The organism is Micromonospora fiedleri (assembly GCF_016774385.1).
GTDB classification, from domain to species: Bacteria; Actinomycetota; Actinomycetes; order Mycobacteriales; family Micromonosporaceae; genus Micromonospora; species Micromonospora gifhornensis.
The window spans coordinates 181,266-198,208 of record NZ_JAETXL010000009.1 but is presented as its reverse complement, the minus strand read 5'-3'; the positions used below and the strand labels follow the sequence as shown (position 1 = coordinate 198,208).

General features: G+C 70.9%; 15 protein-coding genes. 8 read left to right on the top strand and 7 right to left on the bottom strand.

Going from position 1 to position 16,943, the window contains the following annotated elements; all coding sequences use genetic code 11:
* Positions 1-175 precede the first annotated feature (175 nt).
* From JMF97_RS24360 to accD, 6 genes are all read left to right on the top strand, one after another.
* Positions 176-1,894, top strand: a complete 1,719-nt coding sequence (locus JMF97_RS24360) for a cellulose binding domain-containing protein (RefSeq protein ID WP_203223619.1) — start codon at positions 176-178, stop codon at positions 1,892-1,894.
* Between the two features lie 286 nt (positions 1,895-2,180).
* On the top strand, positions 2,181-2,609 hold the full coding sequence (locus JMF97_RS24355; protein WP_203223618.1) for a cupin domain-containing protein: 429 nt from the start codon (positions 2,181-2,183) through the stop codon (positions 2,607-2,609).
* Positions 2,606-3,868, top strand: coding sequence for a beta-ketoacyl-[acyl-carrier-protein] synthase family protein (locus JMF97_RS24350; protein WP_203223617.1), 1,263 nt, complete (start codon positions 2,606-2,608; stop codon positions 3,866-3,868). The genes JMF97_RS24355 and JMF97_RS24350 overlap by 4 nt, the downstream gene beginning before the upstream one ends.
* Complete coding sequence (locus JMF97_RS24345) at positions 3,865-5,073, top strand: ketosynthase chain-length factor (RefSeq protein WP_203223616.1); 1,209 nt, start codon at positions 3,865-3,867, stop codon at positions 5,071-5,073. Before JMF97_RS24350 ends, JMF97_RS24345 begins: the two co-directional genes overlap by 4 nt.
* A 23-nt stretch (positions 5,074-5,096) precedes the next feature.
* Entirely contained in the window at positions 5,097-5,354 is a 258-nt protein-coding gene (locus tag JMF97_RS24340) for an acyl carrier protein (RefSeq protein ID WP_203223615.1), read from the top strand.
* 55 nt (positions 5,355-5,409) lie between these two features.
* Positions 5,410-7,038 carry an acetyl-CoA carboxylase, carboxyltransferase subunit beta gene (gene accD / locus JMF97_RS24335; RefSeq protein ID WP_203223614.1) on the top strand — a complete coding sequence of 543 codons (1,629 nt, stop codon included), beginning with the start codon at positions 5,410-5,412 and terminating at the stop codon, positions 7,036-7,038.
* 18 nt (positions 7,039-7,056) lie between these two features.
* On the opposite strand, the gene JMF97_RS24330 is transcribed toward accD, so the two are convergent.
* Entirely contained in the window at positions 7,057-7,815 is a 759-nt protein-coding gene (locus tag JMF97_RS24330) for a LuxR C-terminal-related transcriptional regulator (RefSeq protein WP_203223613.1), read from the bottom strand.
* A gap of 654 nt (positions 7,816-8,469) precedes the next feature.
* Between JMF97_RS24330 and JMF97_RS32085 the strand changes: the two genes are divergently transcribed.
* The gene (locus JMF97_RS32085) at positions 8,470-9,252 is read left to right on the top strand and encodes an AfsR/SARP family transcriptional regulator (protein ID WP_203223612.1); all 783 of its coding nucleotides are present in this window, start codon (positions 8,470-8,472) and stop codon (positions 9,250-9,252) included.
* A gap of 68 nt (positions 9,253-9,320) precedes the next feature.
* On the opposite strand, the gene JMF97_RS24320 is transcribed toward JMF97_RS32085, so the two are convergent.
* The 4 genes from JMF97_RS24320 to JMF97_RS24305 are packed head-to-tail and all read right to left on the bottom strand — an operon-like array spanning position 9,321 to position 13,541.
* Entirely contained in the window at positions 9,321-10,733 is a 1,413-nt protein-coding gene (locus JMF97_RS24320) for an MFS transporter (protein WP_238360028.1), read from the bottom strand.
* On the bottom strand, positions 10,726-10,908 hold the full coding sequence (locus JMF97_RS24315) for a hypothetical protein (protein WP_158632553.1): 183 nt from the start codon (positions 10,906-10,908) through the stop codon (positions 10,726-10,728). The genes JMF97_RS24320 and JMF97_RS24315 overlap by 8 nt, the downstream gene beginning before the upstream one ends.
* On the bottom strand, positions 10,905-12,500 hold the full coding sequence (locus JMF97_RS24310) for an FAD-dependent monooxygenase (protein ID WP_203223610.1): 1,596 nt from the start codon (positions 12,498-12,500) through the stop codon (positions 10,905-10,907). Before JMF97_RS24310 ends, JMF97_RS24315 begins: the two co-directional genes overlap by 4 nt.
* A gap of 21 nt (positions 12,501-12,521) precedes the next feature.
* Complete coding sequence (locus tag JMF97_RS24305) at positions 12,522-13,541, bottom strand: methyltransferase (protein WP_203223609.1); 1,020 nt, start codon at positions 13,539-13,541, stop codon at positions 12,522-12,524.
* 160 nt (positions 13,542-13,701) lie between these two features.
* Here JMF97_RS24305 and JMF97_RS24300 point away from each other — a divergent pair, with 160 nt between their 5' ends.
* A complete protein-coding gene (locus tag JMF97_RS24300) occupies positions 13,702-14,919 on the top strand; it encodes a cytochrome P450 (RefSeq protein WP_203223608.1) in 1,218 nt (405 codons plus the stop codon).
* Here the strand turns inward: JMF97_RS24300 and JMF97_RS24295 are convergent.
* Both JMF97_RS24295 and JMF97_RS24290 read right to left on the bottom strand, forming a co-directional pair.
* On the bottom strand, positions 14,909-15,592 hold the full coding sequence (locus tag JMF97_RS24295) for a response regulator (RefSeq protein ID WP_013733381.1): 684 nt from the start codon (positions 15,590-15,592) through the stop codon (positions 14,909-14,911). The two genes, JMF97_RS24300 and JMF97_RS24295, sit on opposite strands and share 11 nt — an antisense overlap.
* On the bottom strand, positions 15,589-16,827 hold the full coding sequence (locus JMF97_RS24290; RefSeq protein WP_233579660.1) for a sensor histidine kinase: 1,239 nt from the start codon (positions 16,825-16,827) through the stop codon (positions 15,589-15,591). The genes JMF97_RS24295 and JMF97_RS24290 overlap by 4 nt, the downstream gene beginning before the upstream one ends.
* Positions 16,828-16,943 lie beyond the last annotated feature (116 nt).

The window sequence follows — 16,943 nt, the reverse complement described above, 5'->3', positions numbered from 1 at the left end:
TCCGGTACATTACGGGAGCGCTCCCATCCCATCAACCATGGTCGATGTCGATCACCTCCCTGACCCACGATCGAAACGGGGCCCGGGGTCGAGCGCGGGGCGCAGGCCGGACCGACGCAGCGTGGCATCGGTCGGGCCGACAGGTGAACGTTCACTCACGAAGGGCACGGCAGCGATGAGACACGTCAAGGACAGATTCAGGGTCAACGCCGCTCGGGTGACGACCGGTGCCGTGCTCCTGGCATCGGCCGCCGTCGCCGTGGCGTTGCCGGCCGGCGCGGCCGCGGCCGGCTGCTCGGTCACCTACGCGGTGTCGTCACAGTGGCAGGGTGGCTTCGGCGCCAACGTGACGATCACCAACCTCGGTGACCCGGTCACCAGTTGGACGCTCAACTGGAACTACAGCGCCGGCCAGCGTGTCGCGGAGGCCTGGAACACCACGGTGAGTCAGAGCGGCGCGGCCGTCACCGCTCGCAACGTCAGCTACAACGGCACCATCCCGACCAACGGGTCGACGTCGTTCGGCTTCAACGGGTCCTGGTCGGGCAGCAATCCCGACCCGACCAGCTTCACGCTCAACGGCGTGACCTGCACCGGCAGCACGACTCCCACCACACCGCCACCCACCAGCCCGCCCCCGCCCACCACCCCACCGCCGCCGACCGGGCCGGCGGACATCACGGTCAACAGCAACACCCGCTACCAGACGGTGGACGGATTCGGTGCGGCCACCCCGATCTGGGGCGGCACCTGGTCGACCTCCGACACCCAGACCCTGGTCGGCCTGGGCGCCAACCAGCTCGGCCTGTCGATCGTGCGTACCGGCATCTCGCCGGTCTCCAGCGAATGGTCGAGCCAGGTCAACGCCCTGCGTACGGCGAAGTCCGCCGGATCGAACGTGAAGATCCTCGCCTCGCCGTGGACCGCACCGGCGGAGTGGAAGACGAACAACAGCCGGATCAACGGCGGCAAGCTGCGCACCGACCGCTACGCCGACTACGCCAACCACCTCAACAGCTACGTCCAGTACATGCGCAACCAGGGGGTGACCATCGACGTCACCTCGGTGCAGAACGAGCCGGACTGGCACCCCGACTACGACTCGATGGACTGGAGCGGCACCGAGCTGCGCAACTTCGTCCGCGACCACGGCACCCGGGTGCAGAACACCAGGCTGATGGTGGCCGAGGCGGTGAACCTGAACTACACGTACACCGACCCGACCCTCAACGACGCCACCGCCCGCAACAACATCGGCTACATCGGCGGCCACCTGTATGGCACCGAGGCCTCCGGCCGGCTGCGCTCGTACCCCCTGGCCGACCAGCACAACAAGCCGGTGTGGATGACCGAGTGGAACCTGCACGCGGCCGACGGCAACGGCTCCAACATCTGGGGCAACCCCGCCAACCTGGCCGTCTGGAACGAGACCCTGGACGACATCATGCGTACGGTGCACCGCTCGATGGAGTCGAACTGGACCGCCTACATCTGGTGGTACGGCAAGCGGTACTACTCGTTCATCGGTGACGGCGAGGCCGCCTTCGGCACCACGGCGGGAGCACCCCTCAAGCGCGGGTACGCCTTCTCGCAGTACTCCAAGTACGTCCGCCCCGGCTACCAGCGGGTCGCCCTGACCAAGAGCACCAAGGCCAATCCGCTGGAGGTGACCGCCTACACCGGCGGCGGCAAGACCACGCTGGTGATCCTGAACCGCTCGACCAGCGCGGTCAACAACGCGATCATCCAGGTGCCGCAGAGCGTCACCCGGGCCGAGCACTACCTGACCTCGCAGAACGCCAACGCGGCCAGTCAGTCGGTCGGCGTGAACGGCGGCCAGGTGAGCGTCAACGTCGGCGCCCGCAGCATCTCCACCGTCGTCCTCACCCACTGAGCGACCACCCTCCACCGGTTACCCCGGCAGTCGGGAGCGGTGGCAGTTCAGCTGTCCCGTGTGCAGCACATCGGACAGCCCAACTGCCACCGCTCGCCAGGCGAGCGATCCCGGCCGTGGGCAGAAGGTAGGACGTTGTGAGGTATCGCCGCTGTGTCAGTGCCCGGCACAGCTCCACCAGCACTCCTCGACGCCGCCTCTGCCGCCCGCTGGCAGCCTTCCCGTGACAGTTCCGCCGGCCCGGGTGCGCCGGATCGGCGGCCGTCTTCGAACTGAGGAGCGCGCGGTGGCCGAGAAGCATCCGTCGACAGTCGCCCGTGCCGCGGTGCCGGCCAACCGCCGCCGGGGCGGCGACATCCGGGTCCTGCTGAGCCCACGAACGGTGGGGGCGACGGCGGGGTTCATGGGCAGTCTGACCTTGGCGCCGGGCGAGTACATCAGCGAGCACTACCACCCGTACTCGGAGGAGTACCTCTACGTCGTCGCCGGCGTCCTGACGATGACGATCGACGGGCACACCGTCGAAGTCGGGCCGGATCACGCCGTGCTGGTGCCGATCGGTGCCCGGCACCGGGCGGAGAACCGGGGCGGGGCGCTCGTACGGGCCGTCTATCACCTCGGCCCGCTGGCGCCCCGACCGGACCTGGGGCACGTCGACACCGAGGAACCGCCACACCGGGCGGAAAGCCAGATCGTGGTGGGTGATCAGGCGTGAGCCGCCGCCGTATCGTGATCACCGGCATCGGCGTGGTCGCGCCGGGCGGGATCGGACGCAAGGCATTCTGGGACCTGATCTCTGCCGGGCGTACGGCCACCCGGCAGATCTCCCTGTTCGACGCGACCGGCTTCCGATCCCGGATCGCCGCCGAGTGCGACTTCGATCCGCTGCTCGAGGGGCTCAGTCCGCAGGAGGTCCGCCGGATGGACCGTGCCGCGCAGATGGCAGTCGTCGGCGCGCGCGAGGCGGTGACCGACAGCGGGCTCACGTTCGAGGCGCTGCCGCCGGACCGCACCACGGTGAGCGTAGGCAGCGCCGTCGGCTGCACGACCGGCCTGGAAGAGGAGTACGTCGTGCTCAGCGACGGCGGTCGTCAGTGGCTCGTCGACCACACGTACGGCGTGCCGCACCTCTACGGCTACATGGTCCCGAGCACCATCGTCAGCGAGGTGGCCTGGACTGTGGGTGCGGAGGGGCCGGTCGCGCTGATCTCCACCGGCTGCACCTCCGGTCTGGACGCGGTCGGCCACGCGGTGGAGGTGATCAGGGAGGGGACGGCGGACGTCGCCCTGGCCGGTGCGACCGACGCACCGATCTCACCGATTACTGTCGCCTGCTTCGACGCCATCAAGGCGACGTCGGCGAGGAACGACGAGCCGGATAGCGCGTCCCGCCCGTTCGACCGCTACCGGGACGGCTTCGTGCTCGGCGAGGGCGCGGCGATGTTCGTGCTGGAGGAGTACGAACACGCCCGCCGCCGGGGTGCGGAGCCCTATGCCGAGGTGGCCGGGTTCGCCAGCCGGAGCAATGCCTTCCACATGACCGGGCTGCGGCCCGACGGCCGAGAGATGGCCGAGGCCATCGACGCGGCACTGCGGCAGGCCGGCCGGGTGCCCGGCGATGTGGACCACATCAACGCACACGGCTCCGGGACCAAGCAGAACGACCGGCACGAGACAGCCGCGTTCAAGCGCAGCCTGGGCGGTCGGGCGTACGAGGTGCCGGTCAGTTCCATCAAGTCGATGGTCGGGCATTCACTGGGCGCTATCGGCTCGATCGAGATCGCGGCGTGTGCGCTCGCGCTGCGCCACCAGGTCGTGCCCCCGACGGCCAACCTCCACCACGCCGATCCCGAGTGCGACCTGGACTACACCCCGCTGGTGGCCCGCGAGGCGCGGCTACGGACTGTACTCAGCGTGGGCAGTGGTTTCGGCGGCTTCCAGACCGCGATGGTGCTGACCGCGGAGCGGTCATGAGTACCGCCGTGATCACAGGGCTGGGTGTTCTAGCGCCGACCGGCCGCACGGTGGCCGCCCACTGGTCGTCGGTGCTGGCCGGACGTTCGGCACTGGCCGGAATCACCCACTTCGACGCGTCCGCCTACCCGACACGAGTTGCTGGCACCGTGGCCGGGTTCGCGGCGCACGAGCACGTGCCTGGCCGGCTCGTGCCGCAGACCGACCGGTGGACCCACTTCGGGCTGGCTGCGGCGGCGCAGGCGCTCGACGACGCCGCGCTCGACCCGGCTGCCCTGCCGGAGTACGAGATGGGTGTCGTCACCGCCAGCTCCTCCGGCGGCACGGAGTTCGGCCAGCGGGAAATCGAGGCGCTGTGGCGGGACGGTCCGGGGCACGTCGGGGCGTACCAGTCAATCGCCTGGTTCTACGCGGCGACGACCGGGCAGATCTCCATCCGGCACGGGATGCGCGGTCCCTGCGGCGTGCTGGTCACCGAACAGGCCGGCGGGCTGGACGCGATCGGCCAGGCCCGCCGGCTGGTCCGCGGCGGTCTGCGCACGGTGGTAACCGGCGGCACGGATGCGTCGCTCTGCCCGTACGGGCTGGTGGCCCAGCTCAGCTCCCGCCGGCTAAGCCCCGGCACCGACCCGGCCCGGGCGTACGTGCCGTTCGACGCGGACGCCGCGGGACATGTGCCTGGCGAGGGCGGTGGCATGCTGATCGTCGAGGAGGCCGGTGCGGCGGCCGAGCGCGGCGCGCGCCGGTACGGCGTCGTCGCGGGTTACGCCGCCACGTTCGACCCGCCGCCCGGTTCGGCCCGGCCGTCGGCGCTCGGGCGGGCGATCACCGCCGCGCTGGTCGACGCCGGGTTACGGCCGGGGCGAATCGGGGCGGTATTCGCCGACGCCGCCGCGGTCCCCGAGTTGGACCGGCAGGAGGCGGCCGCGATCGCCGGGGTCTTCGGCCCGTACGGGGTGCCGGTCACCGCACCGAAGACGATGACCGGCCGGCTCTACGCCGGCGGTGCGGCACTCGACCTGGTGACCGCGTTGTTGGCGCTGCGCGACGGCGTGATCCCGCCGACGACCGGCGTCCGGCACCCGCTCGACGAGCTGCGGCTCGACCTGGTGTGCGACCGGCCGCGGCAGGCCGATCTGGAGCACGTGCTGATGCTCGGCCGCGGAATCGGTGGATTCAACGCCGCGGTGGTCCTGTCCCGATGAGTTCCGACGAACGAGGAGTGAGCATGCCCGAACTGACCTTGGCGGATCTGACGCGAATCCTGCGTGCGGCCGGCGGTGAGGACGATCCCGAGACGCTCCAGGGTGACATCCTCGACGTGCCCTTCACCGACCTTGGCTACGACTCGCTGGCAATGTTGGAGACGGTGAGCCGGATCGAACGTGAGTTCGACCTCTCCCTGCCGGACGATCTGGTACCGGAGATGCCCACACCCCGCATCGCACTGGACACCATCAATTCCCGGCTGCGCGCGACGGCCTGATCGCCCAGCCGGCCGGGGAGTACCCGGCCGGCCACGACGGGAGGGAGGCAACCGCATGACATCGGCCGGAGTGACCGCCGAAACCGCGAGGGGATTCGCGCGCTGTCCGGCGTGTGGTCTGATCACGTACACCCGCCGGCTGGTTCGGACGGGCCGGGTGTGCCCGGAGTGCGGGGCGCACGGTCGGCTGTCCGCGCCGGAGCGGCTCGCGCAGTTACTGGACGAGGGCAGCGCGACCGTGCTTCCCGCGGACGATCCCGTGCGCGACCCGCTGGCGTTCACGGACTCCCGAGCGTACCCGGACCGGCTCGCGCTCGCCCGCCGCGCCACCGGGCTGACCGAGGCCGTGGTGTGCGCGCGCGGCACGATCAGCGGCCAGCCCGTGACGGTGGCGGTGATGGACTTCGGCTTCCTGGGCGGCAGCCTCGGCACAGTGGTTGGTGACCGGATCACCCGCGCGGCCGAGGCCGCCCTCGCGGAACGGACGCCACTGATCATCGTCACCGCGTCCGGCGGTGCGCGCATGCAGGAGGGGGTGTTCTCGTTGATGCAGATGGCGAAGGTCAGCCATGCCGTCGCGGCCTTGGACGACGCCGGCCTGCTCACCGTCTCGATCATCACCGAGCCCACCTTCGGTGGGGTCGCGGCGTCGTTCGCGACCTGCACTGACGTGCTGATCGCCGAGCCCGGTGCCCGGATGGGTTTCGCCGGTCCACGGGTGATCGAGCAGACGGTCCGGGAACGCCTACCGGAGGGTTTCCAGACTGCCGGCTTCCTGCTCGAGCACGGCATGATCGACATGGTGGTGCCCCGGGGGGAACTGCGCCCCGTGCTGTGCCGTCTGCTCGCGGTGACCCGGCCGGCGATGTTCGCCGAGGTTGCTGACATGGTGATCCGCGACCCTGCCACGCTGCCGGAGGTGGACGCGTGGGACGTCGTACGGGCAGCCCGCGACCCGGCCAGACCGACCACGCTGGACTACGCCACCGCTTTGCTCGACGGCTTCGTCGAGCTGCACGGCGACCGGCTCGCGGGTGACTGCCCGGCGATCGTCGGCGGAGTGGGTGTCCTGCGTGGACGGCCGGTACTTCTGCTCGGTCACCAGAAGGGACACGACACTCGCGAACTGGTCAGGCGCCGGTTCGGCATGGCCTCCCCGGAGGGGTACCGCAAGTCGTCGCGGCTTCTGCGGCTGGCCGCCAAGCTCGAGCTACCGGTCGTGACGCTGGTTGACACGCCGGGCGCCTACCCGGGCATCGCGGCTGAGCAACGCGGTCAGGCGCTCGCCATCGCCGAGATCATCAAGCAGCTGTGCTCACTGCCCGTACCCGTCGTCTCGGTGGTGACCGGCGAGGGCGGCAGCGGTGGAGCGCTCGCGCTCGCGGTGGCCGACCGGGTGCTCTGCCGGGAGAGCGGCTTCTACTCGGTGATCAGCCCCGAGGGTTGCTCGGCGATCCTGTGGAAGGACGCCGCAGCCGCCCCGCAGGCCGCTCGCGCGTTGCGGCTCGGTGCCCGGCATCTGCTGGCCTCCTCGGTCGTCGACGGGGTCGTGCCGGAGCCGTCCGATCCGGCGGCAGCCATGGCGGCCGTGGGCGATGCTGTCGCGGTTACCCTCGCAGCGCTTGACCACACTGATCGCAGGGAACTCGTCGCAAACCGCCGGGCGCGATTCCGCCGGTTCTGACCGCCGGTGTCCGCCGGCTCACTGGCGCAGATGCGCCAGATCGTCGGGCGGCAGCGGCAGGTCGCCCTTGACCTCTGGCGCCGGGATCAACGCGGCGCTGATCGCCTTGTTGACCGCGTCGATGCGCGACACCGCGTTGAGCTTTTTGAACACGTGCCGCATATGCCGCTTGACGGTGCCTTCACTGATGTAGAGGCGCCGGGCGATCTGCGAGTTGCTCAGCGCCTCCGCCGCCAGTGACAGCACGTCGTGCTCCCGCTCTGAGAGCCGCACCGAGTGCGGTGCCGCACGGGAACCGCCGCGCTCCCGCGGGAACTCGCCGCCACCGGGCACCACCGGGCGGCGCCCGGCCGACAGGATCAGGTGCACCCGACCTTCTTCGCGGCTCACGCTGCGGATGGTGGCGAGCAGTTCGTCGCTGGTGACGCTCTTGGACAGGTACGCCCGGACGCCCAGTGCCAGCAGCTCCGGCACGATCCGCGGGTCGTCCCGCCCGCTCAACACGACGATCCTGCTCTCCGGCGCGTGCGTGCGCAATGCAGCGACCATGTCCAGGGTGGTGGGTCCGGCCAGCTCCCAGTCGACGAGCACGACGTGTGGACGGTGAAGAGAGGTCAGCACGACCGCGTCGGGCGTGCGTGGATCGGGCGCGTCGTGAATCACCGACAGGTCGGACTCGACGTCGATGATGCAGCGGACCCCGTCCCAGAACAACGTCGGGCCCCCCAGTGTCAACACTCGCAGCGGCTCGTCCGCCTGGGCTGCGGAAATATGCACCTGGTGAGGCGAAGCGGTGGTTCCTCGTGGCGGTGAAAAACCTCTCAACATGACTCCCCCGTGCCGCTTTTCAGCCACCACGAGAATACCGCCGTATCGTCGAGCCGCCGTCCAGACGGTGGCGCCGAAAAAACGATTCCGGAAAACCCGAAAACGCACCCGATGTCCAGCTTAGACTTATATGATCCATTTAGTCGGCCCGCGGCCTCGATCCACCGACGCCGTTGACGCCCGTCGTCAAATGATCATCTTTGGTGTCGGTGATTTGGCGGGCGGGCGGCACTCGCCGATCGCGTGACCGGCCTGCTCCGCCGAGTCCGCTCGCACCACGATCTCGCCCGTCACGCCGCACGATCGGGCACCTCGCTGATCATGCTGGCCCCACCCGGACCGAGCCGGCGTTACCCGACCGGCAGCCTCGTGGCGGCGATCACCGGCGCCGGCAGTGGATCGAGGCTGAGATCCGGTCAGTTCGGGCATTCCGGCGGCAGATCGGGTTACTCCGAAGGGGGTATGGTGTCCACCCCTTCCGGCCAAAATTGTTTCCCGCAATCGACGACATAGTCGTCGCTTAATATCCTCAACGTGCGGCACACACTATCCGGCGCACCGCTGATGTCGCAATTCACAATGTTCACAAATCGGGGGTGACAAGTGCTCCACTACCGCCTTCTCGGTCCGCTCGAGGTCGACGTCGACGGCACCAATCGCACGCCGACAGCGCCGAAGGTCCGGCAGGTTCTCGCACTGCTGCTGCTGAGTCCGGACCGAGTCGTCTCGATCGAGTCGTTCATCGAAGAGGTCTGGGACGCCGGACCGCCGGCGAGCGCGGTGACGACGACCCAGACGTACATGTACCAACTCCGCAAGATCCTGCACGGCGTCCGTCGCGAGCCCGTGCTGCTCACCCGCGCGCCCGGCTACCTGCTCCGGATGCAGAACGCGCAGACCGACCTGGACGCGTTCGATCGGTTCGCCGCGCAGGGCCGGGCGTTGTTCGCCGCGAACGAGTTGGAGCGGGCTGCGGAACGACTGCGCCAAGCCCTCGCACTCTGGCGTGGCCCGGTGGCGATGCCGGACGTCATGCGGGGCCCGCTGCTCCGGGCTCACCTCGCGGCGCTCGAGGAACGGCGAATCCGGGTCCTGCACGAGCGGATCCAGGTGGACCTGACGCTGGGTCGTTACGCCGACCTGGTCGTCGAACTGCGCCGGCTGGCGGCCGAGCGTCCGCTGGACGAGTGGTTGCACTGCAGGCTGATGGCCGCGCTCCACGGTTTGGGCCGCCGCGGCGAGGCCCTGAGCGCCTACCAACGGGCCCGCAATGTGCTGCAGGAGCAACTGGGGCTCGACCCCTCCGCCGAGCTGCGGCGGATGCAGCGGCTGGTGCTCGCCGGGCTGCCGCTCGACACCGCGTCGGCACCCTCACTGGCCTCCTGAACAACACGCTGCCCCGGGCGAGGGGTGCCCGGCGCGTGACGCGCGCCGGGCACCCCTCGCACGGGGGATCAGCCGGTCTCGACGGTGGTGACCGGGGACCGCTCGGAGACCGTCAGCGACGGGACCGGCAACCGCACCGCCGCCACGACGCCGACCACCAGCAGCAGGGCCGTCAGCCCGAACACCGTCTGCGCCGCGTCCAACGTCGACGTGCTCCCGCCGGCTGCCAACCGGCTGTGGAAGACCGCCGACAGCACGGCCAGCACCAGAGAGCCGCCGACCTGACGGCTCAGCGACTGCATGGCGAGCGCGGCACCCAGGTGTACTCGTGGGGCCTGTCGGAGCAAGGTCAGCGTGTAGACCTGGAACCCCAGACCGATGCCAACACCGATCGCCATCGTCGCCAACGCCCAGCCGGCCCAGCCGCCCGGTCCGAGGTCCGGGTGTGTGAACGCCAGCCATGCCGTGCCGGCCGCCAACAGCACCGTGCCGGTCACGCCGAACCACTGCGTACGGGCGGCGCGGGCCAGCAGGGGAGTCCCCGCCAGCGACACCACCAGCGTGCCGAAGGTCAGTGTCAAGAGGTACATTCCGGCGTCGGCGGCCGAGGCGCCGAGCGAGACGAACACGATGGGCAGGAACGTGACCACGACGAGCATGCCCGCACCGGTGTTCCAGCCCTGGACCGCCACCGATCGCACCACCCGGTTGCGCAGCAGCGCCGGTGGCAGGACGGGATCAGCCGCCCGGTGGGCGGACCGCCACCACAGGGCCAGCAGGACGGCGGCGGCCACCACCAGCGCGATCACCCCAGGTGACGCAAAGGCCCACTGGGTGCCGGCCGCGCCGGCCAGCAGCACCAGCGTCGTGAGCGCGGCACCCAACCACAGCATCCCGGCGTAGTCGACTCGCCCGCCGGCAGCGACGGGTGGCAACCGCAGCGTGGCGACGAGAAGCAGGGCCAGCACCGACGGGGGCACGGTGGCCAGGAACACCCAGCGCCAGCCGAAGCTGTCGGTCAGGACGCCGCCGGCCAACGGACCGAACGCGGTACCGATGTTGACCAGCGTCGCGGTGACGATCTGATAGCGCACCAGCCGGCGTGGGTCCAGCAGCTCGGCGTAGACCGCGTACGCGGAGATCATCAGGCCACCGGCCCCGGCACCCTGCACCGCACGGGCCGCGATCAGCTGGTTCATCGACTGCGCCAAGCCACACAGCAGCGAGCCGAGAGTGAGTACAGCCAGCGCGGCAACCAGCAACGCCCGCCGGCCGTACACGTCGCTGAGCTTGCCGTACAGCGGAGTGGTCACCGTCGACGCGAGCACGGCGGCGGTGACCACCCAGGCGAACCGGTCGGTGCCGCCCAGGTCCGCAGCGATCACCGGAAGCGCGGCCGCCGTCAGGTTGAGATCGACCATCGCGAGCAGCTGAGCCAGCACCACCCCGGACAGGGGCACCATGATCCGCCGGTCAGCCATGGCCGAGCCCGCCACGCTCGTCGACGGGGTCCGGACGGCCTGCGGCCGGCGGCAGCGGGCGGCACGGCGAGCGCGGCATCGGCGGGCCCATCGGATGGGTGAGGGCGCTGTACCAGCCGTACGCCGCCAGCACCCGCGCGACCGGGCGGCCGAGTCGCCGCCACAGCTCGCTCACCGCCGCTGCCCCACGGAGGTGGGCACGGCGTCGGCGCGGCCGCGAACCGCGCCCGCCGCGGTGGCGAGCGCCGCGTCGTCCGGTGCCGGCGCCCGCCAGGCGACGTAGCCGTCGGGGCGTAGCAGGATCGCCTCACCCGGTGCCGCCCGGAAACGCCGTTCCCAGCCACCGTCCGGGTCGGTGTCCCCGTCGAATGCGACCAGCGGCAGCTCGTTCCGTGCCGCAGCGGTGCGCCAGCCGTCGCCGTCCGGTCCCGCGAGCAGCACCGGACCGGCCGCCGGCAGATCCAGGGTGGAGATCCGACGCCCGAGGTGGCGCAGCCACACGTGCGGCAGCCGGGTACCTGGCCGGCCGGTCAGGTCTGCCGGTCCGTACACAGACACGTCTGGGTCGACGCCCTCGTCCAGGACGGCCCCGGAGCGATATCGCAATCCGAAGGTCAGCGTGAGGTCATCCAACATGCCCTCGCCGCGCTGCGGCGCCGCGAACCCGGTGCCGTTGGTCACCCGCCGGCGGCACTGATCGACGGTGAGGGCCGCCACCGCGAGCCGCTCCTGCTCGTAGCTGTCGAGCAGTCGAGCACCAGCCTCGCCGGACACCACCGCGGCCAGCTTCCACGCCAAATTCTGGGCGTCCTGGATACCGGTGCTGGCACCGAAGCCGCTGACGGGTGGCATCACGTGCGCGGCGTCGCCGGCCAGGAAGACCCGGCCGTCCCGGAAGCGGGCCGCCGTCACCGCCGACAGCTCCCAGGGCTGCGTGTCGCGGATCGACAGCGGCAGGTCGGGGTCGCCGATCGCCGCCCGCACCAGCTCGGCGCAGCGCTGCCGGGTGAAGGCATCCATCCCGCCCTCCGCGGACGGGTCGAAGCGGACGTAGAGCGTGCCCTGCCGCAGCGTGTCGTCGTGCACCAGCAGGCCATCGACGACGTCGTTCTGCACTTGGCAGATCGCGAACCGGCGCCCACGCAGCGGTGCCGCCAGGTCCGCGTCGAAGACGATGCTGAGCTGATGGTGCAAGCCCCAGCGGCCGTGCACCGGGATGCTGAGCCGCTCCCGCACCCTGCTGCGCGGCCCGTCCGCCGCGACGAGGTAGTGGGCCCGCACCTCGGCGACCCGGCCGGTCACCCGGTGCACGACCTGCGCCCGCACGCCGTCGTCCTCCTGCTCGAATGTGGTCAGCTCGGTGCCGAACCGGACATCCGCGCCGAGCTCCTCGGCCCGCGCCCGAATCAGCGGCTCCAGCCGGTCCTGGCTGAGCAACGCCCACCGGCACGGGGTGAGGCCACCCAGGTCGGCCCCGCCCGGCAGGTCGTGCCGGAGCAGTTCCTCGCCGGTCAGGCTCCGTACCCTGGCGCGCAGCGTATGTCCGTCGAAGCCCCGGCTGGCCTCGGCCACCGCGGCCTCCAGGCCCACCGCCCGGAGCACCTCGACGGCGCGGGGATTGAACCCGCGCGCCCGCGGGTGCGGCGAGGGTGCCGGACGTCGCTCGACCAGGACGGTGGGCACGCCCCGGCTGGCGAGGTACGCAGCCGTGGTCAGCCCGGTCACCCCGCCGCCGGCCACGAGTACGGATGTATGCACGTGCTGCACGGTCACTCCCCTCTGGCGTGCTCAAGCCGGCCGGACGCCGGAGAGCAGGGTGTTGTGCACGCCGATCGGCACCGCCGTGATGCCGGTGAAGCCCGCCTCGGTGAGCCAGTCGCGCGCCTCCGCAGCGGTGTACTCCGCACCGTGCGGAGTCACCATCAGCATGTTGAGGCTGGTCAGTAGTGCTCCCGCCGTACCCCGGCGGTCGTCGTCGATCATCGGGTCGATCACCATGAGCCGACCCCCCGGTGCCAACGCGTCGAACGCGCGGGACACCAGGGCCTGTCGCTCCTGAAGGGCCCAGTCGTGCAGCACGTGGCTCAGAATCAGCACGTCCGCGGCGGGCATCGGCACGGTGAAGAAGTCGCCCGCGTGGAAGGTCACCCGGTCGGCGATGCCGAGCTGCGTCATGTGCTCGGTGAAGACCGGCTCCACACCGGGCAGGTCGAAGACGCCCGCCTTGAGGTGCGGGTGGCGGCGCAGCAGCGCGGCCACCAGATTGCCGCGGGCCCCGCCGACGTCCACGACGCTATCCACCGACGTCCAGTCGAACGCCTCCGCCACCGGCGGTCCGATCATGCCGTTGAGGTAGTCCATGCCGGCGGTGAAGTTCCGCCAGGCGGCGGTCGTCCGGTACTGCTCCGTGAACATCTGCGGGCCGGCACCCCAACGGTTCTGCGGCTCGCCGGTACGCAGCGCGTCGGCCAGCCGGTCCCACCGCGCGTCGGCGGCGGAAAGGAACGCGCCGACGTACGAGGGCCGCTTCTCGTTCAGAAAGTGGTCGGACAGCGGCGTGTTGCGGTACCGGTCGCCGTCGCGCTCCAACATGCCCAGAGCGACAAGCGCGTCCAGGAAGTCGGGCACGCCACGCGGGTGCAGCTCCAGTCGTATGCGTAGCTGCTCGGCGGTCAGTGGACCATCGGCGAGGACGGTGAAGACACCGAGCTCGGCGGCGGTCAACGTCACCTTACGGCTGAAGTACGCCGTGCCGAGCCGCCACAGGGGCTCGGCGCTGACCGGCTGCGTGTCGAGGGATTCGGGCACGTCGGGACCTCCGCTCGATGAGTTGCTGCAAGCAGGCTGCGCGGCCGGCCTGGAGTGCGGGTCGTCCGGCGGTCCAGCCCTCCCCTTCGACCGGGCCTCGATCGCCGCCCGAGCGAGGTCCGGCAGGCTCCAAGCGGCCACCGACGGAGGGGACGAGCGGATGCGCTCCACCGACACCACCGACACCACCGACCTGCCGGCCTTCCCGATGCCGTCGCCGTTCCCCGGCGAGCCGCCGATCGCGTTTGCCCAGCTACGCGAGGAGAAGCCGGTCGCCCGGGTCAGGTTGCCCACCGGGGACGAGGCATGGTTGGTCACCGGCCACGCTGAGAACCGGATCGTGCTGACCGACGCCCGGTTCAGCCGAGCCGCCGCTGCTGCACCCGGTGCTCCCCGGCTGCAACCGATCCCGCCGGACCCGGGATCGATGCTCAACATGGACCCCCCTGAGCACACCCGACTACGCCGCCTGGTCGCGCCGGCGTTCACTCCACGCCGCATCGAGGACCTCCGGCCGGCGCTGCGTCGCGACGTGGACGCGCTGCTCGACGACTTGCTGGCGGCCGGGCCACCGGCCGACCTCGTCACCGGCTTCGCCCGCCGGCTGCCGGTCGCCGTGATCTGCGAGTTGCTCGGCGTGCCCGGTTCCGACCGCCGGCGGATCACGGAATGGGTCGACCTGCTGCTGAGCCTCACCACGCATCCGCCACAGCGGATCGCCGCCGCCCGGCGCGAGATGAAGGCGTACCTGGCGGGCCTAGTCGTGTCGGCCCGGGACCGGCCTGGCAACGGCCTGCTCAGTCAAGTGATCGAGGCATACGACGAAATCGGTGGCACCGACGACGAGGAGGTCGTGATGCTCGCCGCGACCATCCTCACCGGCGGTTTCCTGACCACCGCCGGGGAGATCGCGCTGTCGATCGTCACGCTGCTGCGCCATCCGGAGCAGCTGGCCGCCCTTCGTCGCGAGCCGGAGACCCTACCGAGGGCCGTCGAGGAGTTGCTGCGCTACAACGTGCTCACCACCGGCGGCGGCCTGCTCCGCGTGGCCACTGAGGACGTCGTGCTGGGCGGGGTGAGAATCCGCGCCGGTGAGGCCGTGCTACCGGCGATCAGCGCGGCGAACCGCGACCCACGCGTCTACACGGAGCCGGACGTGCTCGACTTCCGGCGGCCGGACAACCCGCACATCACCTTCGGTCTCGGCGTGCACTACTGCCTTGGCGCCAAGCTGGCCCGGATCGAACTGGAGGAGGCGCTGGCCGGCGTGCTGCGCCGGCTGCCGCCGACGCTGCGCCTGGCGAGCGACGTGACGGCGCTGGCCGTGTACCCCGGGCACCTGGTGCGCGGCCTGCCGGAGCTGCCGATCACCTGGTGACAGGACCCGCATCCCGCCAGCCGGGCTGCACCAGGCCCCATTCATAGGCCAGCACCACGACCTGCACACGGTCCCGGGCGCCCAGCTTCATCATCACGCGGCTCACGTGTGTCTTTGCGGTCGCGACACTGCAGCTCATCCGCTCGGCGAGTTCCTGGTTCGTCAGGCCACGGGCGATCAGCATCAGCACCTCACGTTCCCGCGCGGTGAGCTGGTCGAGGCCGGGCGAGGCCGGCGGCTCGTGGCTGCGCGCCGCGTACTCCGCGATGAGCCGGCGCGTCACCGACGGCGCGAGTAGTGCCTCACCGGCGGCGACCACGCGCACCGCCTGCAGCAGCGCGGCCGGCTCGATGTCCTTCACGAGGAAGCCGCTCGCCCCGGCGCGCAGGCTGCGGAAGATGTACTGGTCGTGCTCGAATGTGGTGAGAATGACGATGCGGATGTCGGACAGCTCGGGCCGAGCGGCGATCCGGCGGGTCGCCTCGATGCCGTCCATCCGGGGCATGCGGATGTCCATCAGCAGCACGTCCGGTCGCACCTGCGCCGCGACCCGTAGGGTCTGCTCGCCGTCGGCGGCCTCACCGACGAACTCGATGTCCGGCTCAGACTGCAGCAGCGCACGCAGACCAGCCCGTACCAGGGTCTGGTCGTCGGCCAGCATCACCCGGATCATCGGGCGTCGCTGCGCAGCGGCATCCGGGCGCTGACCACGAAACCGCCGTCGTCGGCACCGCGCGCCTCGAACGTCCCGTTCACCGCGGCCACCCGCTCCCGCATGCCGAGCAGGCCGTTACCCTGCGAGAACGGCTCGGGCGGCGCACCCCGACCGTCGTCGCGGACCTCGACCTCCACCTCGCCGCGCTCGTGGACGATCCGGACCCGGGCACGGACGGCACCGGAGTGCCGGATCACGTTGGTCAGCGACTCCTGCACGATGCGGTAGAGCGCGAGGTCGAGGCTGGCCGGCAGGACGGCCGGCACGTCGACCACGTCGAGCGCGACGTCGACCCCGTTGGCCTCCGCGTCCCGGACGAGACTGTCGAGGTCGGCCATGCCGGGCACCGGGTCGGTGGGCAGCTCGTCCTCGTCGACCCGGCGCAGCATGCCGAGCGTCGACCGCATCTCGACGAGCACACCGCGGCTGGTCTCCCGGATGGCCAGCAGCGCCTCACGCGCCTGGTCGACGTCGCGGTCGATCAGATGGGCCGCGACCCCAGCCTGGATCGTCACGGTCGAGATGCGGTGGGCCAGCACGTCGTGCAACTCGCGGGCGATCCGCATCCGTTCCTCCACCGCGCGGCGCCGGGCTTCTTCCTCGCGGGTGGCCTCGGCCAGGGCTGCCCGCTCCTGCACCTGGCGCAGCCGTTCCTGGTGGCTGCGGGCCGCCTCCCCCACCGCCATGATCAGCGAGAGCCAGGCGACCAGCCAGACCGCACCCTGCGTGTTGGGCTCACGGTCGTGCAGCGGTCCGAGCAGGAACACCCCGGCCAGGAAGGCGAGGGCGGTCAGCCCGGCCGCAAGCCGGTGCCGCGACACGACGGCGAAGTAGATCGCCACGGCGGGCGGGATGGTGAACGCACCGCCGGGAAAGTTCAGGCCGTGGTACGTGAGGGACAGCGCGAGCGTGCCGGCGAGCATCACCAACGGCCAGCGGCGGTGCAGCGCGATCAGGGCGGCATCGATGGTCAACAGCAGATAGCCGAACGGCAGCGGGGGGTGCGGCGAGCCGTCCTGCCAGCCGATGATGGCCGTGGCCGACAGGCTCACCGCAAGCACGACGAGCGCCGGCCCGATCTCCCCGGCAAGGCCGTGGCGCGCCGTCCGGCTCCAGCGGGCCACCGGACCCGGTGAGCCCGTCACGCCTGGGCCGGGGGAATCCCGGTGGGGCGGCAACCGGTCAGCGAACACCCACCCAGATTAGTCGCCCGGTCGCGGCCCGTCGCCCGACCGGCAGCGGACTCGTGTGTACATCCTGAGGCCAGCCATTGCCCGCGAACCTGGCCCCACGATGTAGCCGAAGCGTC